This window comes from Streptomyces yunnanensis, assembly GCF_029011865.1.
GTDB lineage: Bacteria > Actinomycetota > Actinomycetes > Streptomycetales > Streptomycetaceae > Streptomyces > Streptomyces yunnanensis.
Window position 1 is genome coordinate 9,258,168 of sequence record NZ_CP095749.1, and the last position, 24,891, is coordinate 9,283,058.

General features: G+C 73.0%; 22 protein-coding genes and 1 pseudogene. 6 read left to right on the forward strand and 17 right to left on the reverse strand.

Annotated features, from left to right (window positions below):
• Positions 1–3 precede the first annotated feature (3 nt).
• From MOV08_RS40730 to MOV08_RS40740, 3 genes are all read right to left on the reverse strand, one after another.
• Positions 4–2,601 carry a sensor histidine kinase gene (locus tag MOV08_RS40730; protein WP_420834257.1) on the reverse strand — a complete coding sequence of 866 codons (2,598 nt, stop codon included), beginning with the start codon at positions 2,599–2,601 and terminating at the stop codon, positions 4–6.
• 178 nt (positions 2,602–2,779) lie between these two features.
• A complete protein-coding gene (locus tag MOV08_RS40735; protein ID WP_039639295.1) occupies positions 2,780–3,010 on the reverse strand; it encodes a hypothetical protein in 231 nt (76 codons plus the stop codon).
• Complete coding sequence (locus MOV08_RS40740; protein WP_275311220.1) at positions 3,007–3,810, reverse strand: COG4280 domain-containing protein; 804 nt, start codon at positions 3,808–3,810, stop codon at positions 3,007–3,009. Before MOV08_RS40740 ends, MOV08_RS40735 begins: the two co-directional genes overlap by 4 nt.
• A gap of 237 nt (positions 3,811–4,047) precedes the next feature.
• Here MOV08_RS40740 and MOV08_RS40745 point away from each other — a divergent pair, with 237 nt between their 5' ends.
• Positions 4,048–4,794: a DUF4118 domain-containing protein gene (locus tag MOV08_RS40745; protein WP_275311221.1), complete on the forward strand. Its 747-nt coding sequence runs from the start codon at positions 4,048–4,050 to the stop codon at positions 4,792–4,794.
• On the opposite strand, the gene kdpC is transcribed toward MOV08_RS40745, so the two are convergent.
• From kdpC to MOV08_RS40795, 10 genes are all read right to left on the reverse strand, one after another.
• Entirely contained in the window at positions 4,764–5,444 is a 681-nt protein-coding gene (gene kdpC / locus MOV08_RS40750; protein ID WP_275311222.1) for a potassium-transporting ATPase subunit KdpC, read from the reverse strand. The two genes, MOV08_RS40745 and kdpC, sit on opposite strands and share 31 nt — an antisense overlap.
• Before the next feature lie 29 nt (positions 5,445–5,473).
• Positions 5,474–7,603, reverse strand: a complete 2,130-nt coding sequence (gene kdpB / locus MOV08_RS40755) for a potassium-transporting ATPase subunit KdpB (RefSeq protein ID WP_275311223.1) — start codon at positions 7,601–7,603, stop codon at positions 5,474–5,476.
• Complete coding sequence (gene kdpA, locus MOV08_RS40760; protein WP_275311224.1) at positions 7,603–9,267, reverse strand: potassium-transporting ATPase subunit KdpA; 1,665 nt, start codon at positions 9,265–9,267, stop codon at positions 7,603–7,605. Before kdpA ends, kdpB begins: the two co-directional genes overlap by 1 nt.
• Before the next feature lie 11 nt (positions 9,268–9,278).
• Positions 9,279–9,368 carry a K(+)-transporting ATPase subunit F gene (gene kdpF, locus MOV08_RS40765; protein ID WP_039639302.1) on the reverse strand — a complete coding sequence of 30 codons (90 nt, stop codon included), beginning with the start codon at positions 9,366–9,368 and terminating at the stop codon, positions 9,279–9,281.
• Positions 9,369–9,530: 162 nt separating this feature from the next.
• On the reverse strand, positions 9,531–12,044 hold the full coding sequence (locus MOV08_RS40770) for a DUF4118 domain-containing protein (protein WP_275311231.1): 2,514 nt from the start codon (positions 12,042–12,044) through the stop codon (positions 9,531–9,533).
• 144 nt (positions 12,045–12,188) lie between these two features.
• On the reverse strand, positions 12,189–13,484 hold the full coding sequence (locus MOV08_RS40775) for an MFS transporter (RefSeq protein WP_275311233.1): 1,296 nt from the start codon (positions 13,482–13,484) through the stop codon (positions 12,189–12,191).
• Complete coding sequence (locus tag MOV08_RS40780) at positions 13,481–14,596, reverse strand: PLP-dependent cysteine synthase family protein (RefSeq protein WP_275311235.1); 1,116 nt, start codon at positions 14,594–14,596, stop codon at positions 13,481–13,483. The genes MOV08_RS40775 and MOV08_RS40780 overlap by 4 nt, the downstream gene beginning before the upstream one ends.
• A 133-nt stretch (positions 14,597–14,729) precedes the next feature.
• The gene (locus tag MOV08_RS40785) at positions 14,730–15,152 is read right to left on the reverse strand and encodes a hypothetical protein (RefSeq protein ID WP_275311236.1); all 423 of its coding nucleotides are present in this window, start codon (positions 15,150–15,152) and stop codon (positions 14,730–14,732) included.
• A 234-nt stretch (positions 15,153–15,386) separates the two neighbouring features.
• Positions 15,387–15,836 (reverse strand): hypothetical protein, encoded by a 450-nt coding sequence (locus MOV08_RS40790; RefSeq protein ID WP_275311238.1) that lies wholly within the window; start codon positions 15,834–15,836, stop codon positions 15,387–15,389.
• A 167-nt stretch (positions 15,837–16,003) separates the two neighbouring features.
• Positions 16,004–16,354 (reverse strand): DUF2000 domain-containing protein, encoded by a 351-nt coding sequence (locus MOV08_RS40795; RefSeq protein ID WP_275312030.1) that lies wholly within the window; start codon positions 16,352–16,354, stop codon positions 16,004–16,006.
• Positions 16,355–16,411: 57 nt separating this feature from the next.
• On the opposite strand from MOV08_RS40795, the pseudogene MOV08_RS40800 reads away from it, so the two are divergent.
• A pseudogene (locus MOV08_RS40800) lies at positions 16,412–16,780 on the forward strand (helix-turn-helix transcriptional regulator); the annotation flags it as partial.
• A gap of 132 nt (positions 16,781–16,912) precedes the next feature.
• On the opposite strand, the gene MOV08_RS40805 reads toward MOV08_RS40800, so the two are convergent.
• Positions 16,913–17,845 (reverse strand): MBL fold metallo-hydrolase, encoded by a 933-nt coding sequence (locus MOV08_RS40805; protein ID WP_039639309.1) that lies wholly within the window; start codon positions 17,843–17,845, stop codon positions 16,913–16,915.
• Between the two features lie 317 nt (positions 17,846–18,162).
• Between MOV08_RS40805 and MOV08_RS40810 the strand changes: the two genes are divergently transcribed.
• The 3 genes from MOV08_RS40810 (at position 18,163) to MOV08_RS40820 (ending at position 20,381) form a co-directional block, all read left to right on the forward strand.
• Positions 18,163–18,378 carry a hypothetical protein gene (locus MOV08_RS40810; RefSeq protein WP_039639311.1) on the forward strand — a complete coding sequence of 72 codons (216 nt, stop codon included), beginning with the start codon at positions 18,163–18,165 and terminating at the stop codon, positions 18,376–18,378.
• A complete protein-coding gene (locus MOV08_RS40815) occupies positions 18,365–19,756 on the forward strand; it encodes an amidase (RefSeq protein ID WP_275311240.1) in 1,392 nt (463 codons plus the stop codon). Before MOV08_RS40810 ends, MOV08_RS40815 begins: the two co-directional genes overlap by 14 nt.
• Before the next feature lie 61 nt (positions 19,757–19,817).
• Complete coding sequence (locus tag MOV08_RS40820; protein WP_275311242.1) at positions 19,818–20,381, forward strand: TetR/AcrR family transcriptional regulator; 564 nt, start codon at positions 19,818–19,820, stop codon at positions 20,379–20,381.
• 68 nt (positions 20,382–20,449) lie between these two features.
• Here the strand turns inward: MOV08_RS40820 and MOV08_RS40825 are convergent, their stop codons facing one another.
• Both MOV08_RS40825 and MOV08_RS40830 read right to left on the reverse strand, forming a co-directional pair.
• Positions 20,450–21,034: a hydrolase gene (locus MOV08_RS40825; RefSeq protein ID WP_275311244.1), complete on the reverse strand. Its 585-nt coding sequence runs from the start codon at positions 21,032–21,034 to the stop codon at positions 20,450–20,452.
• Positions 21,035–21,135: 101 nt separating this feature from the next.
• The gene (locus MOV08_RS40830) at positions 21,136–22,596 is read right to left on the reverse strand and encodes an MFS transporter (protein ID WP_275311245.1); all 1,461 of its coding nucleotides are present in this window, start codon (positions 22,594–22,596) and stop codon (positions 21,136–21,138) included.
• A gap of 293 nt (positions 22,597–22,889) precedes the next feature.
• Here MOV08_RS40830 and MOV08_RS40835 point away from each other — a divergent pair, with 293 nt between their 5' ends.
• Positions 22,890–24,119 carry an FAD-dependent oxidoreductase gene (locus MOV08_RS40835; protein ID WP_275311247.1) on the forward strand — a complete coding sequence of 410 codons (1,230 nt, stop codon included), beginning with the start codon at positions 22,890–22,892 and terminating at the stop codon, positions 24,117–24,119.
• Between the two features lie 57 nt (positions 24,120–24,176).
• Here the strand turns inward: MOV08_RS40835 and MOV08_RS40840 are convergent, their stop codons facing one another.
• Positions 24,177–24,851 carry a TetR/AcrR family transcriptional regulator gene (locus MOV08_RS40840; protein WP_052287223.1) on the reverse strand — a complete coding sequence of 225 codons (675 nt, stop codon included), beginning with the start codon at positions 24,849–24,851 and terminating at the stop codon, positions 24,177–24,179.
• Between the last annotated feature and the right edge of the window lie 40 nt (positions 24,852–24,891).

Consider the following 24,891-nt stretch of genomic DNA (forward strand, 5'->3'; position numbering starts at 1 on the left):
GCCCTAGCCGAGCTCCACCGCCTCGACCGGCTCCGCCACCGGCGCGGCGGGCAGGGAGAGGACCATGGTCAGCCCGCCGCCCGGGGTGTCCTCGGGATCGAGGGTGCCGCCCATCGCCTCGGCCAGGCCGCGGGAGAGCGCGAGGCCCAGTCCCAGGCCGCTGGTGTTGTCCCGGTCGCCGAGCCGCTGGAAGGGGACGAAGATCCGGTCCCGGTCCTCCGGCGGCAGTCCCGGTCCCTGGTCGACGACCCGCAACTCGACGCGTGAGCCGAGGGAGCTGGCGGTGATCAGCACCCGCTGGGACGCGGCACAGTGGCGCACCGCGTTGGTCACGAGGTTGGCGATCACCCGTTCCAGCAGGGGCGGGTCGGCGAGCACGTCGCGGACCTCCGCCAGCCCCTGGAACGCGATCCGCACCGGTGTCGCGGGCAGCGTGGCCAGGGCCAGCGGCAGGACGTCGGCGAAGGCGGTGGGCTGGAGGGACAGGGAGAGCGCGCCGGCGCGGAGCCGGCTCATGTCGAGGAGGTTGTCGACCAGCCGGTTGAGCTCGATGAGCGACTCCTCGGCGGTGGCCAGCAGTTCGTTGCGTTCGGCCGGGGAGAAGACCACGTCCGGGCTGCGCAGGGAGCTGATCGCGGCCCGGCCGCTCGCCAGCGGGGTCCGCAGGTCGTGGCTGACCGCGGCCAGCAGCGCGGTGCGCAGCCGGTCCGCCGCCTTGACGGGTTCCACCTGGGCGGCGGCCTCCATCAGACGGGCGTGGTCGAGCGCGGCGGCGAGGTGGGCGGCGAAGGCGGTCAGCACCCGGTGTTCGGAGGCGGGCAGGCGGCGTCCGCGCAGGACGAGGAGGCGGTCCGGTCCGGCCGGCACCTTCACCAGGTCGTCGCGCTCCTCGTCGGCGTCGGTCTCCTGCCCGGCGCGCGGGACGAGTTCGGCGGACTCCATGCCGAAGGTCTCGCGGGTGCGTTCCAACAGCACCGACACCCCCTGTTCGCCGCGCAGGATGGTGCCGGCCATGGAGGAGAGGGTCTCGGCCTCCGCGGTGGCGCTGGCGGCGCGCCGGGACAGCCGCAGGGAACGGTCCACCAGGGCGGCCACCGTGACCGCGACCAGCGCGAACACCGCCAGCGCCAGGGCGTTGTTGGGCTCGGTGATGGTGAACTCGCCGCTGGGCGGAATGAAGTAGTAGTTGAGCAGCAGGGAGGCGGCGAGCGAGGCGAGCAGTGCCGAGACCACGCCGCCCAGGCAGGCCACACCGACGACGGTGACCATGAAGAGCAGGGCCTCGCTGGTGAGGTTCAGGGCGCCCCGGGTGTGGGTGAGCACGGTGGTCAGGAGGAGGGGGAGGACGAGGCCGGCCACCGGTCCGACGACGCGGCGGGCGTGCGGCAGCTGCCGGCCCGGAACGGGCAGCCGGCGACCACGGCCGGCTCCTTCGTGGGTGACCAAGTGGACGTCGATGTCGCCGGACAACTCGACGGTGTCCTCCCCGATACCGCGAGGTGCCACCAGGCGGGAGAACCAGCTGCGGCGGCTGGTGCCCAGGACGAGCTGGGTGGCGTTCTCGGCGCGGGCGAAGTCCAGCAGCGCGGTGGGGACGTGGTCGCCGACGACCGAGTGATAGCTGCCGCCCAGGCTCTCCACCAGGGCGCGTTGTTTGGCGAGTGCGGCGGGGGAGGCGTAGGCCAGGCCGTCGCTGCGGGCGACGTGCACGGCCAGCAGATCGCCGCCGGAGATGGGGGTGCCCCCTGCTCGAACGGAGTTGAGAGCTCGGGGCCGGTCCGCGATCCGCTCCGCGCGGCGGATCAGCGTCTCGCCCTCCGGCCCGCCGGTGAGCGCCACGACGACGCGTTCGCGGGTCTCCCAGACCGTGCCGATGCCGTGCTCGGACCGGTACTTCTGCAGGGTCTCGTCCACGCGTCCGGCGACCCACAGCAGCGCCAGCTCCCGAAGGGCCGTCAGGTTGCCGATGCGGAAGTAGTGCGCGAGCGCGGCATCGACCTTCTCCGGCTGGTAGATGTTGCCGTGTGCCATGCGCCGGCGCAGTGCCTCGGCGGGCATGTCCACCAGCTCGATCTGATCGGCGCGGCGGACCACGTCGTCGGGCACGGTCTCCCGCTGCGGGACTCCGGTGATCTTCTCCACCACGTCGTTGAGCGACTCCAGGTGTTGGACGTTGACGGTGGTGACCACGTCGATCCCGGCGGCCAGCAACTCGTCGATGTCCTGCCACCGCTTGGCGTTGCGGCCGCCGGGCACGTTGGTGTGCGGCAGTTCGTCGACGAGGGCGACCGCGGGGCGCCGGGCGAGGACCGCGTCGAGGTCCAGCTCGGTGAAGGTCGAGCCGCGATAGGAGCGGTGCAGCCGGGGCACCATCTCCAGCCCGTCGAGCATCTCCTGGGTGTACTGCCGGCCGTGGCACTCGGCGTACGCCACCACCACATCGGTGCCCCGTCTGAGGCGCCGGCGCCCCTCGTCCAGCATCCGGTACGTCTTGCCGACGCCGGGCGCCGCGCCGAGGAACACCTTGAGCTTCCCCGGCCGTGCGTCCGACGCCTCGGCCGCGACCCTGTTCGGCGCCACCGACAGCCCCTCCCTCACCATGCCTGCACGACCCCACGGCGCCTGGTTCGGCGAGGGGAACCTCGGGCGGCCGAGCGGACATGGGTTGCGGCCATGTTCACACCGGCCCGGGCGGGGTGTGGCGGAACGCGGCGATGTTGACGTTTTCCTGATCCCGGCAGCTCAGAGCGTTTGCCGACCGCCGATTCCTGACGCTTCGTCAAGAACTTCCGCGGTGGCGCACGTCGATCAGCAGCACGCCGGCGAAACCGGCCATCAGCAGCAGCGCCAGCAGCGCGGCCAGCATCCCGCCGGGCCCGGCACCGGCGAGCAGCGCGACCGTGCCGACCACCAGAACCGCCACCACGGACGCGGCGATCTTCCAGTCGTCGCCGATGACGAAGGCGTACCAGAAACGGGCGAAGCCCTTGGCCAGGGTCGGGACGTTCACGGGGCTCCTCGGTCGATGCGGTCGGACGCGGTCGGGTGCGGCCGGGGCCCGGCGACGGCCGGCACGATCCGGATCAGCAGCCGGCTGACGGCGAACCAGGCCGCGATCAGCACCGGGATCGCCCAGTCGTGGCCGAGCCACGTGAGGCTCTGCCCGCCGGGTGTGAAGACGCCGAGCCCGGCCACGGCCCAGTAGGTGCCGAAGCCGGCCAACAGCAGTCCGACGCCGTACTTGAGGGTGTTCTCGGGGACGCGGGAGAGCGGTCGGTGGGCGAAGAACCCGGCGACCGCCACACAGACCGCAGCGGCGGCCGCGGTGCCGGCGGCCACCGGCACGTCGTGGGCGCTGGTGCCGAAGGTGATCACGATGAAGACGATCTCCACCCCCTCCAGGAAGACGCCCTTGAGCGAGACCGTGAACGCGAACCAGTCCAGGCCGAAACGGGTGGTCCGGCCGGCGCCCAGGGCCGCGGAGGTCTGCTCGGCGAAGGCCGACTCCTCGTCGTGGTGCGGCTTGAGCCCCGCGCCGCGGAGGACCGCCTTGCGCAGCCACTGCAGGCCGAAGACCAGCAGCAGGGCACCCACGGTCAGTTGGAGCGCCGCCTTGGGCAGCCAGGTGGCCAGCGCATAGCCCGCCGCGACGGTGAAGACCGCGAGGGCCGTGGCGGCGGCCGCGGTGCCGGCCCAGGCGGACTTCCAGCCGCGGGTCATGCCCATCGCCATGACGATGGTCAGCGCCTCCACCGCCTCGACCACCGAGGCGAGAAAGACCGCCGCCACGAGTCCGTATGTCGCGCCCATCCAGGCGCCTCCTCCCACGGGACGGTGCCGGCCCGGGATGCCGCACAGGGGCCGCGCGGGGGCGCGGGCCGCTGTGCCCAGTGTGGCGCGCCCACCGGCCCCGGGCCCACCGCCGCGCAGTTCGCGCTTCCCGTGGCGCCGGCGACCGGTCGTCTCGTCAAGGCCGCGTAAAAGCCGGCGCACGACCGGTCCGCACACGCGTGCCGGCGACTACACCTGAGGTGGAGGTGACCGTCCATGCTGCGCTACCTCACCCGCGACCAGGTCGCCCTCGCCGCCGCGCTGGTGCTCCCGCCGGCCGTCTGCGCGCTGCTGCTGCCCTTCCGGGACCGGATGTCCAACACCAACGCGGCGCTGGTGCTCGTCGTCGTGGTGGTGGCCGTCGCCGTGCTCGGGCACCGCCCGGCCGGCGCGCTGGCCGCACTGTCCGCCGCGGTGTGGTTCGACTTCTTCCTCACCCGGCCCTACGAACGGTTCGCCATCACCAAGTCCGCCGACATCGTCACCGCCGGGCTGCTGCTCGCCGTCGGCGTCGCGGTCTCCCAGCTCGCCGCCCGCACCCGGGAGCTGAAGGTCATCGCCATCACCGACGACGACTACCTGGCACAGATCCACCACACCGCCCGGCTGGTCGAGAGCGCGGCCGGCCCGGACGCCGTGGTCGACCACGTGCGGCGGCAGCTGGTGGGACTGCTGGGGCTGAGCGGCTGCCGGTTCGAGTACGGCACGTTGATCGGACACCCGCCCCGGCTGATGGACGACGGCTCGATCGCCTGGGGCCGCCGCCACTGGGACGCCGACCGGGACGGGCTGCCGCAGGAGGAGGTCGAGCTGCGGGTCAGCCGCGGCGGGCGTTTCCACGGCCGGTTCCTGCTGCAGGGTGCGCCGGGCGCCGCGCCGCCGCTCGCCGCCCGGCTGGTCGCGGTGACGCTGGCCAACCAGGTGGGGGCGGCCTACGAGTCCGTCAGCCCGGTGCGCGCCTGAGGCCGGCGCGGCCCCGGACGTGCCTCCTCCGCCAGCGCCTGGTTCAGCTCCACGACGTTGACGTACGGCTGGCCGAGGAAGCCCAGGTCCCGCCCGTGCAACTGACGGGTGACCAGGCGCCGGACCCGGGCTGGGGTCAGGCGGCGGGCCCGCGCCACGCGCCGGACCTGCTGGTACGCGTACGCCGGGGAGATCGCCGGGTCGAGGCCGGAGCCGCTGCCGGTGACGGCGTCCGCGGGGACGGCCGCCGGGGGCACGCCGTCGAACGCGGCGAGCGCGGCGCGGCGGGCCCGGACGGTCGCGGTGAGCAGCGGATTGGTCGGGCCGAGGTTGCTGGCGCCGGAGTTGCCGGGGTCGTAGCCGCCGGCGGACGGCCGGGGTTGGAACCAACCGGGGTCGGGGCGCGGAACCTCGTGCGGGTCGCCGGGGTGGCGCGCGGGGAGGGCGAAGTTCTGGCCGATCAGGCGCGAGGCCACCGTCGTGCCGTGCGTCGTCAGCAGGGAGCCGTTGGCCTGCTCGGCGAGGCCGGCCTGGGCGATGCCGGTGACGAGGAGGGGGTAGCCGACGCCGGTGAGCACGGTGAGCGCGAGCAGCATCCGCAGCGCCGCCAGATGGTGGCGGAGTGCGGTGGGAAGGGTGGTGCGCGGCATGGATCCCCTTGTGTCTCGTCGTCGGCCGGTCAGCGCAGTCCGGGGATGAACTGGATGAGCAGGTCGAGCAGTTTGATGCCGAGGAACGGCAGGACGAGCCCGCCGAGCCCGTAGACCCAGATGTTGCGGCCGAGGAGTTCGGAGGCGGAGGACGGGCGGTAGCGCACCCCGCGCAGCGCGAGCGGGATCAGCGCGACGATGATCAGCGCGTTGAAGACGATCGCGGAGGTGATCGCCGAGGCCGGGCTGTGCAGCCGCATGATGTTGAGCAGGTCCAGGCCCGGATGGACGCCGGCGAACATCGCCGGGATGATCGCGAAGTACTTGGCGACGTCGTTGGCGATCGAGAAGGTGGTCAACGCGCCCCGGGTGATGAGGAGTTGCTTGCCGATCTCGACGATCTCGATGAGCTTGGTCGGATTGGAGTCGAGGTCGACCATGTTCCCGGCCTCCTTGGCGGCCGAGGTGCCGGTGTTCATCGCCACGCCCACGTCCGCCTGGGCCAGTGCCGGGGCGTCGTTCGTCCCGTCGCCGGTCATCGCGACGAGTTTGCCGCCCTCCTGCTCCCGCCGGATCAGCGCCATCTTGTCCTCGGGGGCGGCCTCGGCGAGGAAGTCGTCCACGCCCGCCTCCTGGGCGATGGCGTGGGCGGTGAGCGGGTTGTCGCCGGTGATCATGACGGTCCTGATGCCCATCCGGCGCAGCTGGTCGAACCGGTCGCGCATGCCCTCCTTGACGACGTCCTTGAGGTGGACGACGCCCAGCACGCGGGCGTCCGACGCCCCGCCGTGCCGGGTCACCTGGCCGACGACCAGCGGCGTCCCGCCGCTCGCGGCGATGCCGTCGACGACCTGCCCGACGTCCGCGGTGGGGTGCCCGCCGTTGTCGCGGACCCAGCGCATCACCGCGGTCGCCGCGCCCTTGCGCAGCGAGCGGCGCTCCCGCGGGTCGTCGAGGTCGACGCCGCTCATCCGGCTCTGCGCGGTGAACGGGACGAAGGCGGCCCCGTCCAGTTCGCCCTCGCTCCGGCCGCGCAGCGCGTACTGCTCCTTGGCGAGGACGACGATGGACCGGCCTTCGGGCGTCTCGTCGGCGATGGAGGACAGCTGGGCGGCGTCGGCGAGTTCCTCGACGCTCACCCCGGGCACCGGCAGGAAGGCCGCGGCCTGCCGGTTGCCCAGGGTGATGGTGCCGGTCTTGTCCAGCAGCAGGGTGTTGACGTCGCCCGCGGCCTCCACCGCGCGCCCCGACATCGCCAGCACGTTGCGCTGGACGAGTCGGTCCATGCCGGCGATGCCGATGGCCGGGAGCAGCGCGCCGATCGTGGTGGGGATGAGCGCCACGACCAGGGCGACGAGGATGACGAGGGTCTGCTCGGCGCCGGCGAAGACGGCGAACGGCTGGAGGGTGACCACGGCGATCAGGAAGATGATGGTGAGGGACGCGAGCAGGATGTTGAGCGCGATCTCGTTCGGCGTCCGCTGCCGGGCCGCCCCCTCGACCAGGGCGATCATCCGGTCGATGAAGGTCTCCCCGGGCTTGGCGGTGATCTCGACCACGATCCGGTCCGAGAGCACCTTCGTGCCGCCCGTGACCGCCGACCGGTCGCCGCCCGACTCCCGGATCACCGGCGCCGACTCCCCGGTGATGGCCGACTCGTCGACGCTCGCGATGCCCTCGACGACATCGCCGTCGCCCGGGACGAGCTGACCGGCCTCGACGACCACGTGGTCGCCCAACCGCAGTGCGGTGCCCGGCACTTCCTCCTCGGCCGGGTCGGTCGCGCCGGGCCGCCAGTCGGTGAGCCGGCGCGCCGTCGTGGTGGTCTTGGTGCGTCGCAGCGCCGCCGCCTGGGCCTTGCCGCGGCCCTCCGCCACCGCCTCGGCGAGATTGGCGAAGACGGCCGTCAGCCACAGCCAGGCCGTGATCACCCAGGCGAAGACGCCGGGCGTCCAGATCGCCGACAGCGTGGTCAGCGCCGCCCCGACCTCCACCACGAACATCACCGGGTTGTGGAGCATCATCCGGGGATCCAGCTTCCGCAGCGCGTCGGGGAGGGAGCGGACCAGCTGCCGGGGGTCCAGCAGCCCGCCCGCGACCCGCCGGGGTGGGCGGCCGGTGCTCGGCGGGGTGGCGGAGGGAACGGCGGGCGAGGACATCAGCGCAGACCCTCCGCGAGGGGCCCCAGCGCCAGCGCCGGGAAGTACGTCAGACCGACCACGATCAGGATCACCCCGGTCAACAGCCCGATGAACTGCGGCCGGTGGGTGGGCAGGGTGCCCGCGGTGACCGGCACCGGCTGCTGCCCGGCGAGCGAGCCGGCCAGCGCCAGCACGAACACCATCGGCAGGAACCGGCCCAGCAGCATCACCACGCCGAGGACCGTGTTGTACCAGACCGTGTCGGCGCTCAGCCCGGCGAACGCCGAGCCGTTGTTGTTGGCCGCCGACGCCAGTGCGTACAGCACCTCGGAGAAGCCGTGCGCCCCCGGGTTGAGCATGGCCGCCCGCTCGCCGGGGAACGCCATGGCCAGTCCCGCGCCGACGAGGACCAGCGCGGGCGTGGTCAGGATGTAGAGGGAGGCGTACCGCATCTCCCGGCCGCGCAGCTTCTTGCCCAGGTACTCCGGGGTGCGGCCGACCATCAGCCCGGCGACGAAGACCGCCACCACCGCCAGGATCAGGATTCCGTAGAGCCCGGAGCCGGTGCCGCCGGGCGCGATCTCCCCCAACATCATGTTGAAGATCGTCATCCCGCCGCCGCCCGGAGTGTACGAGTCGTGGGCGGAGTTGACCGCTCCGCACGACGTGAGGGTGGTCGAGACCGCGAACAGCGCCGAGGACCAGATGCCGAACCGGGTCTCCTTGCCCTCCGTCATCGCCCCGGCCGCGTGCCCGGCCGGACTGCTGACGCGGTACAGCTCGTTGGCGGTCACCAGGACCACCGAGGCGGCCCAGAGCAGCACCATCACGGTGACGACGGCGTAGCCCTGGCGGACGTCGCCGACCATCGCCCCGAAGGTCCGCGGCAACGAGAACGGGATCACCAGCAGCAGATAGATCTCGATCAGATTGGTCAGCCCGCTGGGATTCTCGAAGGGATGCGCGGAGTTGGCGTTGAAGAAGCCGCCGCCGTTGGTGCCCAGCAGCTTGATCGTCTCCTGCGAGGCGACCGGCCCGCCGGGCAGGCTCTGCCGGCCGCCGGCGAGGGTGGCGACGGCATGGGCCCCGTGGAAGTTCTGGATGACGCCGGCGGCCACCAGCACGACCGCGAAGACGAAGGAGATCGGCAGCAGCACCCGCAGCACCAGCCGGGTCAGGTCCACCCAGAAGTTCCCGACGCGATCGGTGCGTTTCCGGGTGAAGCCGCGGATCAGCGTGGCCACCACGGCGATGCCCACGGCCGCGGAGACGAAGTTCTGCACCGCCAGCCCGGCCATCTGCACGAGGTGGCCCATCGTCGTCTCGCCGGCGTACGCCTGCCAGTTGGTGTTGGTGACGAACGACGCCGCGGTGTTGAACGCCAGGTCCGCCGGCACCGGCCTGCGGCCCAGGGAGAGCAGGAGATGGTCCTGGAGCCGCAGGAACGCGTACAGGAACAGCGTCGACACGAAGGAGAAGGCCAGGAGGCTGCGCAGATAGACCGGCCACCGCTGGTCGACGTCCCCGTTCACCCCGCCCGCCCGGTAGACCAGGGCCTCGCTCCGCCAGTGGCGGTCGGTGGTCAGGACGTGCGCCAGGGCGCCGCCCAGCGGCCGGTGCGAGAGCGCCAGCGCCGCGACCAGGACGGCTGCTTGGAGCCAGCCGGCCGCGGTGTCGCCCATCGGGGATCTCCCTAGAACTTCTCGGGAAAGATCAGGCAGAGGATGAGGTAGATCACCAGTCCGGCGGCGACGATCAGACCGATGATGTTCTCCACGGTCACCGGCGTCCGACCCCCTTGGCAGCCAGGCCGATCAGGGCGAAGACCGCGGCCGTCAGGCCGACATAGGCAACGTCCGACATGGGTGCGGCACCCCGCAAGTCGTCAGGGGCGGGAGACTCGTCCCGTCCGGTATGTAGGTATATGCCAATTTCTGACGGTATATCAGGTCGAGCGCGTCGGCCGCTTGCCGCGCCGGGGACGTCCGGGCGCGGAGCTCGGCAGGCTGAGCGTCACCGTGAAGGCCGACCCCCTGCCGGAGGTCCGCAGCGACCCGTCCATCGCCTCGGCCAGGTCGCGCGACAGCCGCAGCGCCAGACTGTCCGCACGGGAACCGGACCGCCCCGCGGCCGCCGCACCCTCGCCACCGGACCCGTCCGCCACCCGGATCGCCACCCGGCCGTCGTGGGTCTCCGCGGTGACCACGGGCGGCCGGCCCGGCGGGCTGTGGCGCAGCGCATCGGCCGCCAGAGCGGTCAACGCACGGGTGAGCAGCGCGGCATCGGCGATCACATCGGGCAGGTACTCCGGCAGCCGCAGCACGATCGAGTGGCCACCGGGCCCCAGGTCGTCCAGTGCCGCACCCCACGCCTCGTTCAGATCGACCGGGCGGAGGGAGAGATCCAGCGCCCCGGCGTGCAGCCGGCTCAGGTCGTCCAGGTCGGTGACCAGCTGCGCCGCCCGGTGCACGGCAGCGCGTGCGGTCTCCAGCAGCCGCCGCTCGTCCGGGGCCCGCTCCCCGCCGCGCCGCCGCAGCCGCCCCAGCGCGTCCTCGGCGGTGCGCAGCGGCGCGCGCAGATCGCGGCCGGCGGCCAGCAGGAGGGAGGCCCGGGTGCGTTCGGCGTCGGCGAGCGGATCTCCGACGCCGGCGGGCCCGGCGATCCGGCCCCGGGCATGCGCGAGCCCCAGCTCGGCGGCGCACGCGTCGAGCAGCCGCCGGTCCTGCGAACTCAGCCCCGGCCCCCGGGCGGCCAGCGTCAGGAGGTCGTCCACCGGGCTCTCCACCTCCGCCTCGTACGGCCGCTCCGGCGGGTGGTCGCCGGCGCTGGCGACCACGTACCAGCGCGGCACCGGCGACGCCCGGGGGTCCCGTTCGAGCAGGCTCACCGCACTCAGCCCGAAGTTCTCCCGGATCATCTCCACCAGCGCCGGCAGGTCCTGGCCGCGCAGCACGCCCGCGGCCAGGCGGCTCAGCGTCCGGGCCTCCGCGATCGCCCGCGCGGCCTGCCGGGTGTGCCGGGCCGCCGCCCCCGCCGCGGTCCCGACCAGCACGGCCGTGACGACGAACACGACCAGCGCGACGATCTCGTCGGGACGCTCGATGTCGAAGGAGTGCACCGGGGCGATGAAGGAGTAGTCCGCCAGCAGCGCCGCGGCGACCGCGGCCAGCAACGCCGGCACGACCCCGCCCACCAACGCCACCACCACGACCACCAGCAGATAGAGCACCAGTGCGCCGGCCAGGCCCATCGGGCCCCGCACCACGGTGAGCAGCAGCGTCAACAGGGGCAGCAGGACCACCGCGCCGGCCGCGGCAGCGCCGAGGCGCCGCGGACCCATGCCGTTGCCCGGACGCGGCAGCCGCAGCGCGGCGGACGCCGCGGCCTCCTCGTGCGTGACGATGTGCACGTCGATGGGGCTGGACCCCTTGATCGTCCGCTCGCCCACGCCCGCCCGCAGCAGCGACGCCACCCGGCCGTGCCGACTCGCGCCCAGCACGATCTGGGTGACGTTCTCCGCCTCCGCGAACTGCAACAGCGCCTCGACCACATCCTCGCCGGTGGTCTGGTGGAAGCTGCCGCCGAGCGACTCCAGCAGCGTGCGCTGGGCGTCCAGCACCGACGGATCGACGTGGGTCAGCCCGTCCTCCGGGACCACATGGAGCGCCAGCAACTCCGTGCCCGGCGTGCGGGCACTGATCCGCGCGGCCCGCCGGATCAGCGTCTCGCCCTCCGGGCCGCCGTTGAGGGCGACCAGGATGCGCTCCCGGGTCTCCCACGGGGCGACGATCCCGTGCTCGGCGCGGTACCGCTGGAGCCCCTCCTCCACCCGGTCGGCGAGCCACAGCAGCGCGATCTCCCGCAGCGCGGTGAGGTTGCCGACCCGGAAGTAGTGGGTGAGGGCGGACTCGATACGGTCCGCCGGATAGATGTCGCCGTGCACCATCCGCCGGCGCAGCACCTCCGGCGGCAGGTCGACCAGCTCGATCTGGTCCGCCCGGCGCGCCACCTCGTCGGGCAGGGTCTCCCGCTGCCGCACTCCGGTGATCTGCCGGACCACGTCGTTCAACGACTCCAGGTGCTGCACGTTGAGCGTGGTGACGACGTCGATGCCGGCGTCCAGGAGCTCCTCCACGTCCTGCCACCGCTTGGCGTTGCGGGTCCCCGGGACGTTGGAGTGGGCGAGTTCGTCGACCAGCGCCACCTGCGGGCGGCGGGCCAGCACCGCGTCCGGATCCATCTCGGTGAACCGCGCCCCGCGATGCCGCAGCGCGCGCCGGGGGATCGTCTCCAGCCCCTCGGCCATGGCCGCCGTCGGCCGCCTGCCGTGCGGCTCGACGAAGCCCACCACGACCTCCGTGCCCAACGCCCGCAGCCGTTGTCCCTCCGCGAGCATCGCGTACGTCTTGCCGACCCCGGGGGCGGCCCCGAGGAAGATCCGCAACCGTCCACGTGCCACCGGCGGACTCCCAGCTCAACCCCCCTGCCTCGGGTGTCCTTCCATGATGCGCCCGCGGTCCGGTCGAGGGCGGGACCGCGGCCCCGGACGCGCCCTCGACCGGCCGATGGGGGTGGGCGGCACGAGCCGCCCACCCCCGTGGTGTCAGGCCGTCACCGGGCGCGCCGCCGGGCCGCCCGCGGTGATCCGGCCGGTGCGGTGCAGGCCGTAGAGCGCCGCACCGCACGCCAGGCCCAGCACCGTCAGGGCGAGCCAGGGCAGCGCCGACAGGCCCGCCGCCCGAGCGGCGTCGAGCGCCGCCCCGGTCAGCAGATTGCCCACGGTGATGCCCACGCCGCACAGGGTGTTGTAGAGCCCGTAGTGCGTGGCGACGAGACGGTTGCCGGACAGCCAGAGGATGGTGTCCATCTCGAACGGATAGGTGATCATCGTGCCCAGCGCGAGCAGCAGCGCGGCCAACACCGGCGGCCCGGCGGCCAGCGCCCAGCGCCCGACCCCCTCGCCCGGCACGGGCACCGCACTCGCCGCCAACAGCGGTACGAAGGCGAGGCCCATCGCCGTCAGTCCCCAGGCCAGTGCCTGCCCCTGGGCCAGGCGGGCCCGGCACCAGGCGGTGACCTTGGTCTGGCCGAAGATCGTGCCCAGCCCGGACGCGGCGAAGAGCAGCGCGACCGCCACCGTGCCGAACTCCCCGTTCCCGCCCAGTCGTCGGACCTCCAGGGGCAGTGCCAGATACACCTGGAACGACAGCACATAGGAGCCGATCATGGCGCCGGAGAACAGCACGAACGGACGGTTGGCCAGTACCGCGCGCCACTGGCGCAGCACGCCCTCGCGGCCCTCGGACGCCGGCCCGCCCGCGTTGCCGCGGCGGGCGGGCAGGGCACGGATCTGCACCGCGCTCAGCAGCGCGAAGACCGCGGCCGACACCAGGCAGGTCACCTTGAAGTCCAGGCCGGTGAGGACCATGCCGACGAGCGGACCGAGCAGGATGCCGGCCTGGTAGAAGACGTTGAACAGGGCGAACGCCTCCACCCTGCGCTCACCCGCGTCGGCGGCCAGGTAGGCGCGCACCGCCGGGTTGAACAGCGCACCGGCCAATCCGGTGGCCGCGGACGCGGCGAGCAGCGCCGGCAGGGACTCCACCAGCCCGAGCGCCGCGAACCCGACGGTGCGCAGCAGGCAGCCGGCGACGATCAGCGGCTTGTAGCCCAGCCGGTCGGCGAGCGTCCCACCCAGCAGGAACATCCCCTGCTGACTGAAGTTGCGGACGCCCAACACCAGTCCGACCGTCCACCCGGCCAGTCCGAGCGTCCCCGACAGATGCTGTGCCAGATACGGCATCAGCATGTAGAAGCCGAGGTTGATGGTGAACTGGTTGAGCAGCAGCAACTGCACGCTCCGGTCGTAGGAGCGAGCCTGGCGGAGCACCTCCTTCACCGGGCCGCACCGCCCTTGGGCGCGGACTCCGTGCCGGCCCGGAGCGACAGCGGATCCACCACGGTCGTGCAGCGGGTCCAGCGGGTGACCTCCTTCTCGTCCGGCCGGCCGATCACCTCCGGTGCGGCGGCCGGCGGAGCGTCCAACAGGCCGTGCTCCGCGCAGTATCGGTCGTCGTAGATCGTTTCGAGATAGCGCTGGGGGCCGTCCGGGAAGACCGCGACGATGCGGGTGCCCGGGCCGCTGGTGCGGGCCAGCCACCCCGCCGTGAGCGCGACCGCGCCGACGCTCCACCCGCCGGTGGCGTAGTGCGAGGCGGCCAGGCGCCGGCAGGTCCACATGGCCTCGGCCGGCGCCACCCAGTGGACCTCGTCGAAGCGGTCGTAGGCGACGTTGCGGGGGAAGATGCTCGACCCCAGACCGCGCATCAGCCGCGGGCGGGCCGGCTGGCCGAAGATCGTCGAACCGACGGTGTCGACACCGACCACCCGTAGCGCCGGATAGAGACTGCGCAGCACCCCGGAGAGGCCGGCGGAGTGCCCACCGGTACCGACACTGCACACCAGGACGTCGATGTGGCCGAGTCCGGAGGCGAGTTCCAGGGCGAGCGGGGTGTAGGCGGCGACGTTGTCGGGGTTGTGGTACTGGTCGGGGCACCAGGCACCGGGGTGTTCGGCGAGCAGGGCACGGCCCCGGTCGCGGCGGGCCTGCTGCCAGCCGCCGGTCGGATGGGGCTCGGTGACGATGTCCACCCGGGCCCCGTGCGCCGTCAACAGCCGTGCCATCGACGGCTCCAGACCAGGGTCGGTGACCAGGGTGACGGGATGGCCGTGCACCATGCCGGCCAGGGCGAGCCCCAGGCCGAGCGTGCCGCTGGTGGACTCGATGATCCGGCCACCGGGGCGCAGATCGCCGCGTGCCCTGGCCCGTTCCACCATGTGCAGGGCCGGGCGGTCCTTGATGCCGCCGGGGTTGAATCCCTCCAGCTTGGCCCAGAAGCCGGTGCCGGGCGGGCAGAGCGGTTCGGAGACGTGCAGCAGGGGGGTGTTGCCGACCAGTCCGGGGAGGGACGGGCGGGCGAGGGGAGCGTTGGTGCTGAGCAGAGAGGTCATGGCGTCTTCTCGTTCGTCGGAGTGCGTCATGTGCTCATCTCGCGTACCGGGCAGGCGGGTTGGGTGCACGGGCCCGGTCCCGCCGGTCGCGATACGCGGCAGCCGGCCGGCTCGGAGGCTGCGGGGGCGGCCTCTAGATGCGCCACCGGCAGGTGACGGAGAGGGGATATCGGCCGCCCGGCCCGTCGTCGTCCGGACCGCGCGCCAACCGGCCGGCCGGTGGCACGGCCTCCGCCGCCGCCGGCACGCACCGGTCCTGGGGGCTCCGGTCCGCCGGGCGGGGCCCGGGGCGTTGGTTCTGCGGCGCGAGGGCCGCGACCGCTTCCGGCACGTGGCAGGACGGCGCGGCGCGCGACGCGTCGACGGCGTCCGCCCGCGGACCGCCCGGAGCCGCGGGGCCGAGGGCCGAACGGGCGCCGGTGGCGGAGGGGCCGGGAGCGGTGCGGTGTGCGGCGACCGCATCGAACGGACACCCCAGCGCCAGCAACAGCAGCCCGCCGATGAGGACGAGCGGTAACCGGCGCAGGACCGGACCGCGAAGTCGGGGGTGGGGCACAGTGCCTCCGTGCACGGACGGCCGTCGGCGCGACAACACGCGGCGGCGGGCGGATCGTTGAGGGCGTGACGCACCCGGCGTCCGGCCCGACGGGGGAGCGGACGGCCGGACGGGCACGGCGAACCGGGGCGTGCCCGGCGGCGCCGTGCGGACGCGCGTCGGGGCAGGACCCATCGGCCCGGGCGGAGCGCCGGGACGGGACCGGAGCGGGTGCCGGAGCCGGCCGTGCCGGGGCTAGATCAACAGAACCGCGGTGCGCGCCGTGGCAGCCTGCGACGGCGTCATGGAGTGCGTTGCGTGCGTCTCAACGGTGCGCTGGATCCCGGTGGTCGGCGCGGCGCCGCAACGGTCCAGCGGAGACTGGTGGGGAGCGGTCAGCGCCGCTCCCTGCGGAGGCTGTCCGGACAGGCAGGAACCCGAAGGGTGGCCGTCCGGCCGTTCGTCGTGCCGCTGACCGGGATCGGCCACCGACCCGCCCGGCACCGTCGCGACCGTGACCTTGCCGGCGGACGGCGGGAGCCCGGCCTCGGCGACCGGGGCGGAGACATGGCCCGCGCCGCTCTCGGCGCCCAGCCCGTGCATGAGCACGAGGGCGAGCAGCGCCGCGAACAGACACAGCAGTCGCACCGGACCCGCCGAGCGGCGAGTCCGCCGCATGCCGAGGGGCGACCGCGCCGTGACCATGCCGTGAGCGTAACGCCTGGGACGACACCCCGGTACGGCACCGGACGGCCAGCGGCGACAACCGGCCACACAACGGCCGGACCGCATGGGGACTCGTCAGACGTGCGGGTCGCCGCGCGAGCCGCCGGCGGGCCCGGCCGGCACTGAGCACCGCGCGGCGAGCCGTCTCACGGATGCATCCGGGCGCCCTTGATCACCTTGTCGACCGCGTTCCGCGGCCCGTAGACGGCCAGGCCCACCAGATCCAGCTGATCGCCCGGGACGGCGCGCACCGCCGCGCGGTTGTCGCGGTCGTTGCCGGTGGCGAAGAGGTCGGAGGTGAACACCGACCGGGGCAGGGCGCGGGCGAGCGCACGGCCGTGCGCCGCGGTCAGCGTCTCCTTGTCCGCTTCGAAGACCAGGACGGGCTGGCGGAACATCGGCAGATACGGGGTGCCGTCGGCATCGGCATACGGTTCGCCGAGCACTTCGGGCAGTTCCGTGCCCAGACCGCTGACCAGGAAGGCGGTCACGTTCAGTCGCTGCCACGGTTACAGATCGCTCCGCAGCACAACGGCGATCTTGGTGTCGAAACGTACCTGCGGCCCCGGCTCGCGGTCGGCCGCGGTCCGGCCGCGCCGGGCGTGGCCCACACGTTGCGCGACCTCCTCGACGACCGGCTGCGCCCGGGGGTCTCCCTGGACGAGGCCGCCAGGCTGCTGCACGCCCATCCCACCCACCTGGTGCGGGCGTTCGGCGCGGCCTTCGGCATCGCTCCGCACCAGTACCTGATGGCTCGCCGGGTCGAGCTGGCCCGCAGGCTCCTGTTAGACGGCCGGACGCCGACCGCGGTGGCGGCCGAGACCGGCTTCTACGACCAGTCCCATCTGACCCGGCACTTCAAGCGGATCCTGGGCGTCACCCCGGGACGCTACGCCCGCGCCGCCCCCGTCCACCGGCGCTGACCACGGGCCGCGTACGGCCCCCGCACACCACCGCCCACCGTGCCCACCGCGCCGCCCGCGACCGGTGGGGCCGCGGGTACCCGGTGGGCTGGCAACTCGACCTCGCCTTGGGCTTGTTGAACGGTGCCTCCCTCACACCGTGGGCGGTGTGAGGGCCGCGATCGGGGCGAGCCGGTAGGCGTCCTTGTCGGCGATCACGCGGCCCGCGGTGGGCGGGGGAAAGTGGGTCCCCAGCAGCGTCGTTTCGCTGCCGGCCAGTGAGGAGAGCAGCGAGCGGCGGGTGGCCCGGGCCTGTTCGGGGTTGATGTCGACGCAGCTGCCGAGAGCGGGGTGGGCGAACTGGACGGGGTGGTGCAGGCAGTCGCCGGTGATCAGCGCCGAGGCGCCGTGACTGCTGATCCCGACCGCGACGTGGCCGGGGGTGTGCCCCGGCGTGGGGACCAGGCGCAGACCGGCGGCGATGTCGATGCCCTGGGGCGGAACGTCCACGAGGTCGAGCAGTCCGGCGTCCTCGACCGGGTGCACCGAGTCGCGGAACATCTGCCGACGCGGCTCGTCCATCGCGTACCCGGCCCAGAACTCCCGCTCGGCGCGGGAGACGACATAGCGGGCGTTGGGGAAGGTGGGGACCCAGGCGCCGTCGTGTGCCCGGGTGTTCCAGCCGACGTGGTCGGCGTGGAGATGGGTCAGGACGACCAGGTCGACGAGGTCCGGGGCGAATCCCGCGGCCGTGAGGCGCTGGAGGTAGTCGGTGTGCAGGTCGTGCCAGGCGGGGTTCGCCCGGGTCTTCCCGTTGCCGATCCCGGTGTCGACCAGAACCCGCAGGCCGCCGAGGGTGAACGCGAAACTGTGGCTGGCGAGCCGCAGTACGCCGTTCTGATCCGCGAAGTCGGGCTGCAGCCAGTCATGTTGCGCGACCACCTCCGGGGTCGCTTCGGGCAGCAACCAGGGCCCGGTCTCCGGCGGCAGGCCGACCTCGTCGATGCGATGGATGGTCAGGTCGCCCACGGTCCAGGACGGGACGGCGGCAGGGTTGGTCGCCTCGGTGGGCGGGGTGGTGAGCATCGTCGTTTCCTCCTGCGCGCGGCGGGGTGGGGGTGGTGGGGTTCGGCACTGGTGGGGGGAGATGGAGCCGTAAAAGCAATCTGTTTGCGTTAACGAGATCATAGGGTCTATCGTGCCGCTAACGCAAACAGTTAGCGTTTAGGAATCGACGTGTCGGAGCTCCGGCGGCTGTGGGTCACCGGTGTCGCGGTCCGATGCGCTGCACGCGCTGGAACGCGTTGCACGCACTGGATTGCACTGCGCCGATCCGATCACCTCCGGCCCGTTACGGCCAGCTCTGACGCGCCCCGACCCGACCAGACCAGGAGACGACGCCCATGTCCCATCCCCTCACCGACCTCGCGCCCCCGGAGGCCGCCCGTTGGGCCGCGCGTGCCGGACTTCCGCTGCCCGCCGACCGCCATGCGGCGGTGGCCGCCACCGCCCAGCACATCCACGCCGTCGTCTCGGTACTGCGGGAACTGGATTTCGCCGACACCCTGCCCGCCGCCTCCTACCGCGCGGGGGAGGGGAAGTCCGATGCAGCCGTATGAGCTGTCCGTCGCCGACGCGGCCGAGGCGATCCGCGCCCGACGGCTGTCGCCCGTCGAGCTGGTGGACTCGGTGCTCGACCGCATCGAACGGGTCGAACCGCACCTGCACGCCTACGTGGCGGTGACCGCCGAGCAGGCCCGCAGATCCGCGCGCGCGGCCGAACGGGAAGCCGCCGACGGCAGCTTCCGCGGGCCGCTGCACGGGATTCCGATGGGGTTGAAGGACCTGATCGACGTCGCCGGCACCGCGACCACGGCCAGCTCACGGGTCCGGTCCGGCCACCGCGCGGAGGCCGACAGCACGGTCGCCGCGCGCCTGGCGGCGGCCGGCGCGGTGCTGGTCGGCAAGACCCACACCCATGAGTTCGCCTACGGCCTGATCACCCCGCAGACACACAACGCCCGGGACCAGGGCCGGGTCGCCGGTGGCTCCAGCGGCGGATCGGCCGTCGCCGTGGCCGCCGGCGCCGCCGGCTTCACCCTGGGCACCGACACCGGGGGATCGATCCGGGTACCCGCCGCACTCAACGGGGTCGTCGGCCTGAAGCCGACGTACGGCCTCGTCCCCCGGCACGGCGTCACCGCACTGTCCTGGTCGCTGGACCACGTCGGCCCCCTGACCCGCACCGTCGAGGACGCGGCCCTGGTCCTGCCCGCGCTGGCCGGACACGATCCGCGCGACCCCGCCTCGCTGGTGACCTATCCCGCCGACCAACGGCCGCCCCGCGGCACCGACCTCACCGGGGTGCGCGTCGGAGTCCCCCGCAACTACTACTTCGACCAGGTCACGACGGACGTCGAGACCGCGGTCCGGCGCGCCATCGACCGGCTGGAAGACCTCGGCGCACGGCTCGTCGAGGTCGAGATCCCGATGACGCGCTACATCCGGGCAACCCAGTGGGGGCTGATGGTTCCCGAGGCCACCGCGTACCACGAGCGGACCTTGCGCACGGTCCCCGACCGCTACACGGAGGACGTCCGTCTGCTCCTCGAAGCCGGCGAACTGCTGCCCGCCGGGGACTACTTGCGCGCCCAACGTGCGCGGACGATGATGCGGCAGGCATGGACGGGCCTGTTCGACGAGGTCGATGTGATCGCCGCGCCCACCGTGTCCACCGTCGCCGTACCGGCCGGCCAGGACACGATCACCTGGCCCGACGGCACGGTGGAGAGCGTCTCCGACGCCTATGTGCGCCTCTCCGCGCCCGCCAACCTCACCGGGGTGCCGTCGCTGTCCGTACCGGTGGGCCACGACCCGGCGGGCCTGCCGATCGGCATGCAGTTGCTCGGGCCGCCCCTCGGGGAGTCCGAGCTGCTGCGGGTGGGGCACGCCTACGAGCAGTCCGAGCCCGCCCGTGCCCTCGCACCGGTGGCCTGAGGCGGGATACGGGTCATCGTGCTAGAAGCAACCGCTTTGCGTTAAGGATTAGGGTGGTGACATGAGTCCCCGACCGATGGCGCGCCCCGGCGGGCGCAGTGCCCGCGTGCAGGAGGCGGTCCACACCGCCGTGCGCGAGCTGGAGTCCGAGGTGGGCCGCGACGCGTTGACGGTGCCGCTGGTCGCCGCGCGGGCCGGAGTCACCCCGTCGACGATCTACCGCCGCTGGGGCGATCTGCGGGAGTTGCTCTCCGACGTGGCCGTCGAGCGCCTGCGCCCGGAGGCGCCGCCGGAGAACCACGGCGGGCTGGCCTCCGATCTGACGGTCTGGGCCGAGCACTTCCTCGACGAGATGGCGTCACCGTCCGGCCGTGCGTACATCCGCGACGCACTGCTCGGCGACCCGGACGGCAGCAACGCCGGCCAGTGCTCGGCCTACGCGGCCGACCAGGTCGAGGTGATCCTCGCCCGGGCCGCCGCGCGCGGCGAACGCGCACCCGAAGCCGAGACGGTCCTCGACCACGTGGTGGCCCCCATGATGTACCGCATCCTCTTCCGCCCCGGCGGCCTGGACGCGGCATACGCCCGCCACCTGGTGGCCGGGGTCCTCGACGCGACGGGGTAGCGAGACCACTGCGGCCGCTCCTCGTCCACGCCCGGGCGGCGGGCGAGGAGCGGCCGTGCGTGGCCCGGTCAGGCGTGGGTCTTGGCGAGCAGTTCGAGGATCTCGTCGGTGGTGCCGCGCTCGCCGACGCGGGGGAAGATCTTCTCGATGCTGTGCCGGTGGGCGTCCGCGTCCAGGTCCGTCACGGCGTCGGTGGCCAGGCTGAGGTGGTAACCGTGCTCGTGCGCGGCACGTGCGGTGGACTCCACGCCGATGCTGGTGGCGACCCCCGTCAGCACGATCTGTGTGACGCCGCGGCGGCGCAGGTGCAGGTCGAGGTCGGTGCCGTAGAAGGCCGACCAGTTGCGCTTGGTGACGGTGATGTCCCCCGGGTGGCCGGCGAGTTCGGGGACGATCTCGTCCCAGCCGGCGGGCATGGTGTGGTTGTGGCGGGGCGTCTCGGCCCGTCCCGGGGTGGCGTCGGCGCCGTCGGAGGAGGAGGTGACCCGGACCAGGACGACCGGCAGCGCACGGGCGCGGAAGGACTTGGCGAGCCGGGCGGTCCGCTCGATGACGTCGCCGATGGCGTGCGGGGTGCCGGGCAGAGCCCGGAGTCCGTTCTGCAGGTCGATGACGACCAAGGCGGTCCTGGGGTCAAGGGTGGTGACAGTCATGGTCGGTGCTCTCTCGGTGTGTTGGGTCGCCGTCTGGGGCGTGGGGTGGGCGTGGTGGTAGGTGGGGGCGGGCCGCCAAGGGCCCACCTGCGGACGGTGGATCAGCGGCCGGCCCGGCGCGGCCGGGGCGTGTCGGCGGCGTTGCCGTCGGCGGCAGGAGGGCGGCCGATGCGGTGCAGCGAGCGGTCGGCGACGCTGACGACGAGGAACACGGCGGCGACGGCGAGCAACAGCCAACTGAGGTGGTGCAGTCCCTCGGTGGTGGCGCCGTGTCGGAAGAACGCGGCGTTGGCGGCGGAAGCGGCCAGCGCGCCGAGGTACATGAAGGTGCGCAGCAGCCCGGCCGACGAGCCCATCCGGGCCGGATCTGCCTGGGCGTACAGGGTGTTCTGGTTGGCCAGGCCGTTGAGGCCCTGCGGGATGCCGATGACGGCGCCGATGAGCGCCAGCAACCACAGCGGGCTCGACCCGTCAGCGAGCAACAGGGCGGCGCAGCCGACGAGTTGGACCACCGATCCGACGACCAGCTTGCCGCGCACCGCGGCGCGCCGCCCGGTGATCGCGGTGATCGCCACGGCCGCCGCCGACATCGGCAACAGCACCAGCCCGGCCGACCGGGCGCTGAGCGACCGTCCCTCCTCCAGCCACTGGCTGTAGCCGTACAGGAAGGCGTAGGCCGTGGTGTAGGCCAGCAGTTGACGCCCGTAGGTGGCCAGCAGCGGAGCATTGCCGCGCAGCACCCGCAGGTCGATGAAGGGCTCGGACGTGCGCAGTTCCCGCAGGGCGAAGACGAGGCCCGCCGCCAGGCCGATCAGCGGCAGGTACCAGGTGGCGGCCCGCGGATTCATCAGGAACAGCATGAAGGCGGTCAGGGTGAGCGCGAACAGGGCCATCCCGGCGACGTCCGTGCGCTGCGCCGCCCGCACGTCGGCGGTCTCCTTCAGGTCGGCCGACCGTGGCAGGTACCGTGCACCCAGAACCAGACAGGCCACGGACAGCGGCACGTTGATCCCGAAGATCAGGTGCCAGCCGCCCGCGGCGATCAGCAGCCCGCCCAGGGTCGGGCCGATCACGGCGATGACCTGTCCGCAGACCGACAGGGCGGCAAGGGTGCCGCTGGGGCTGCGCAGGCCCGTCCGGTCGGACTCGGCGCGCAGCAGGAACATCGACGCCGGATAGGCCGCGGACGTCCCGAATCCCAGCAACACCCGGGAGAGGACCAGCACCCACAGGTTCGGGGCGAACACGCCCAACAGACCGGCCAGGCCCACCAGCGCGGTGCCCGTCAGATACCACAGGCGCGGTCCGTAGGAGTCCACCAGGCGCCCGATCACCGGTTGTCCGACGGCGGTGGCCAGGTACAACGCCGAGACCAGCCAGGCGGTTTGTGAGGGCGGGGCGCCGAATGCCTGCCCGATCGGGATCAGGGCCACGGCGAGCATGGACGAGTTGATCGGGTTCAGGATCGAGCCCAGGATCATCGGCGCGATCAACTGCCGCCGGAAGCCGCCGGGGTCCGTGGCGTGCCGCGCCGCGCGTATGCGCGAGGAGAGCCGCGTCATGTCTGGGCCCCCTGGGGCCGTGCGGCCGGTTCGGCGCGGAGGCGATCGATGCTCTCGCTCATGTTCTGCACGCTAAATATATTCAACCTGGACTGTCAATATTTACTTGATCAATTGCGGTTGATGAAAGGCGCGCGGCGACGGATGTCGGCGGGGGTGGGGGCGGGGGCGGAGATGGAGGCGGCCTTGGGTTGACCGAGGCAAAAAGTGAATCGGTTGCACTTTCTCATTCGTTGCACCTAGTGTGGAAGTGCGGATGACCCGCACCCCGGAGCAAGGGAAAGGGCCCAACCATGACGACCAGCCCCCGCATCGCGATCATCGGTGGCGGACCGGCCGGACTGCTCTGCGCACGCGTCCTCCAGGGACACGGCATCGAGCCGACCGTCTACGACGCGGACACCGCGGTGGACTCCCGGGACCCGGGAGGCACGCTCGACCTGCACGCCGACGCCGGCCAGATAGCCCTCGAAGACGCCGGCCTGATGGACGCCTTCACCGCGCTGGCGCGCACCGAAGGGCAGGTCAAGAGTCGCCGCGACCACCGCGGCACCGTCCTAGCCGAGTTCGTCCCCGCCGAGGGCGACACGGCCGCGCCCGAGATCGACCGCGGCCAACTGCGGGCGATGCTCCACCACCACCTGCGGCCGGGCACCGTCCGGTGGGGGCACCGGCTGCTCCGGGCCGCGCCGCTCGGCGGCGGGGTGCACCGCCTGGCGTTCGCCAACGGCGTCAGTGCGGAGGCGGACCTCGTCATCGGAGCCGACGGTGCCTGGTCCCGGGTGCGCCCCCTGCTCACCGACGCGGCGCCGCAGTACATGGGCGTCGCCTTCCTGGACGCCAGGTTCGACGACGTCGATACCCGACACCCCGAGATCGCGGCGATCGTCGGCGACGGGCACATGTTCGCCAACGACAACGACGGCCGCGCGGTGATCGTCCAGCGCAACAGCAACGGCGTGGTCCGCGGCTACGTGGCGTTCCGCGCCGAGCCCGACTGGCACGACAGGGCCGGCCTGGACCTCACCGACCGCGCGGCCGTCCGGTCCCACCTCCTGCGGGAGTTCGCCCACTGGTCCGCGGAGATGCGCCCGCTGCTCGTCGACAACGACGGCGACTACGTCCCCCGCTCCTTCTGGGCGCTGCCCGCTCCGCTGACCTGGGACCGCGTACCCGGCGTCACCCTGATCGGCGACGCCGCCCACCTCATGGCCCCTTTCGGCGGCCACGGGACGAACCTCGCCCTGCTCGACGGCGCGGAACTCGCCCACGCCCTCGCCGAAGAAGCCACGATCGACGATGCGCTCGCACGCTACGAGGCGACGATGTTCCGGCGCTCCGCAGAACTGGCTGTGGGCGCCAACGAAGGACTCAGGCGGTTCTTCGCCACCACCGCGCCGGACGCGCCGCACCTGCCGCCGGACCACGCCCAGGAACACCGCAACTACGAGGCCGGGGCGGCGGAATACCGGCGCCGACGGGCCGATGGCGAGCGCGCGGTGGGCACCGGCGGCGTCGCGTAGCGACTGGCGACGGGGCGCGGAGCCCCGGTGCGAGGTCGGAAAGCCGAACGACCCGGCTCAGCTCTCGGCGCGGTGAGAGTTCCCGGCGTTCCCGGCGTTCTCTGCGTTCGCGGTGTTCTCCGCGGACGTCCCGTCACCGGCTCCCGACCAGCCGTGTTCGAGCAGGTCGAAGGCCCGGTTGACGGCGGCCTCGGGGTCCGGGCTGTCGTGGCCGAGGTCGCGGGCCGCCAGGGCGAAGTGGGCGAGCGCCCGGCAGATCGGGTCGTCGGCGGGCGCGCCGATCTCGTCGGCGATCGCCGACGCCAGCTCGATCTCGTGCTGCATCCACATGCGGCGGGAGTAGGCGCGCAGCGCCGGGGTGGCGTCGACGAGTTCCAGCAGCTGGGTGAAGCGCGGGTCGGCGTGCTCGCCCTTGGGGATCCGGGAGCGCAGGACGTGGTCGCGCAGGGCGCGGGGCACGGACTGCCCGGCCGGGCGCTCCCGAACGGCGGCCAGCAGGGCCGCCTTGAGCTCGTCGCCCTCGTCGAAGACCAGCGCCTCCTTGCTCGGAAAGTGCTTGAACAGCGTGGTGGTGGAGACGTCGGCGGCATCGGCGATGTCCCGGATGCCCACCTGGTCGTAACCGTGCTCCGCGAAGAGCCGCAGGGCGGCATCGGCCAGTGCCTGGCGGGTGGCGGCCTTCTTACGCTCGCGCCGTCCCAGTGGTGGGCGCTCGCCCGCGGTCTCGGTCATGGCGCCATCATACGAGCAGGGTGACCGGGGCAAAGAGTTG

What these genes read in the sequence shown, in the direction of transcription:
- MOV08_RS40730 (WP_420834257.1), bottom strand. Translation starts at nt 2,601, where the DNA reads ATGGTGAGGGAGGGGCTGTCGGTGGCGCCGAACAGGGTCGCGGCCGAG.
- MOV08_RS40740 (WP_275311220.1), bottom strand. Translation starts at nt 3,810, where the DNA reads ATGGGCGCGACATACGGACTCGTGGCGGCGGTCTTTCTCGCCTCGGTG.
- MOV08_RS40745 (WP_275311221.1), top strand. Translation starts at nt 4,048, where the DNA reads ATGCTGCGCTACCTCACCCGCGACCAGGTCGCCCTCGCCGCCGCGCTG.
- kdpC (WP_275311222.1), bottom strand. Translation starts at nt 5,444, where the DNA reads ATGCCGCGCACCACCCTTCCCACCGCACTCCGCCACCATCTGGCGGCG.
- kdpB (WP_275311223.1), bottom strand. Translation starts at nt 7,603, where the DNA reads ATGTCCTCGCCCGCCGTTCCCTCCGCCACCCCGCCGAGCACCGGCCGC.
- kdpA (WP_275311224.1), bottom strand. Translation starts at nt 9,267, where the DNA reads ATGGGCGACACCGCGGCCGGCTGGCTCCAAGCAGCCGTCCTGGTCGCG.
- MOV08_RS40780 (WP_275311235.1), bottom strand. Translation starts at nt 14,596, where the DNA reads ATGACCTCTCTGCTCAGCACCAACGCTCCCCTCGCCCGCCCGTCCCTC.
- MOV08_RS40790 (WP_275311238.1), bottom strand. Translation starts at nt 15,836, where the DNA reads ATGGTCACGGCGCGGTCGCCCCTCGGCATGCGGCGGACTCGCCGCTCG.
- MOV08_RS40805 (WP_039639309.1), bottom strand. Translation starts at nt 17,845, where the DNA reads ATGCTCACCACCCCGCCCACCGAGGCGACCAACCCTGCCGCCGTCCCG.
- MOV08_RS40810 (WP_039639311.1), top strand. Translation starts at nt 18,163, where the DNA reads ATGTCCCATCCCCTCACCGACCTCGCGCCCCCGGAGGCCGCCCGTTGG.
- MOV08_RS40815 (WP_275311240.1), top strand. Translation starts at nt 18,365, where the DNA reads ATGCAGCCGTATGAGCTGTCCGTCGCCGACGCGGCCGAGGCGATCCGC.
- MOV08_RS40820 (WP_275311242.1), top strand. Translation starts at nt 19,818, where the DNA reads ATGAGTCCCCGACCGATGGCGCGCCCCGGCGGGCGCAGTGCCCGCGTG.
- MOV08_RS40825 (WP_275311244.1), bottom strand. Translation starts at nt 21,034, where the DNA reads ATGACTGTCACCACCCTTGACCCCAGGACCGCCTTGGTCGTCATCGAC.
- MOV08_RS40830 (WP_275311245.1), bottom strand. Translation starts at nt 22,596, where the DNA reads ATGACGCGGCTCTCCTCGCGCATACGCGCGGCGCGGCACGCCACGGAC.
- MOV08_RS40835 (WP_275311247.1), top strand. Translation starts at nt 22,890, where the DNA reads ATGACGACCAGCCCCCGCATCGCGATCATCGGTGGCGGACCGGCCGGA.
- MOV08_RS40840 (WP_052287223.1), bottom strand. Translation starts at nt 24,851, where the DNA reads ATGACCGAGACCGCGGGCGAGCGCCCACCACTGGGACGGCGCGAGCGT.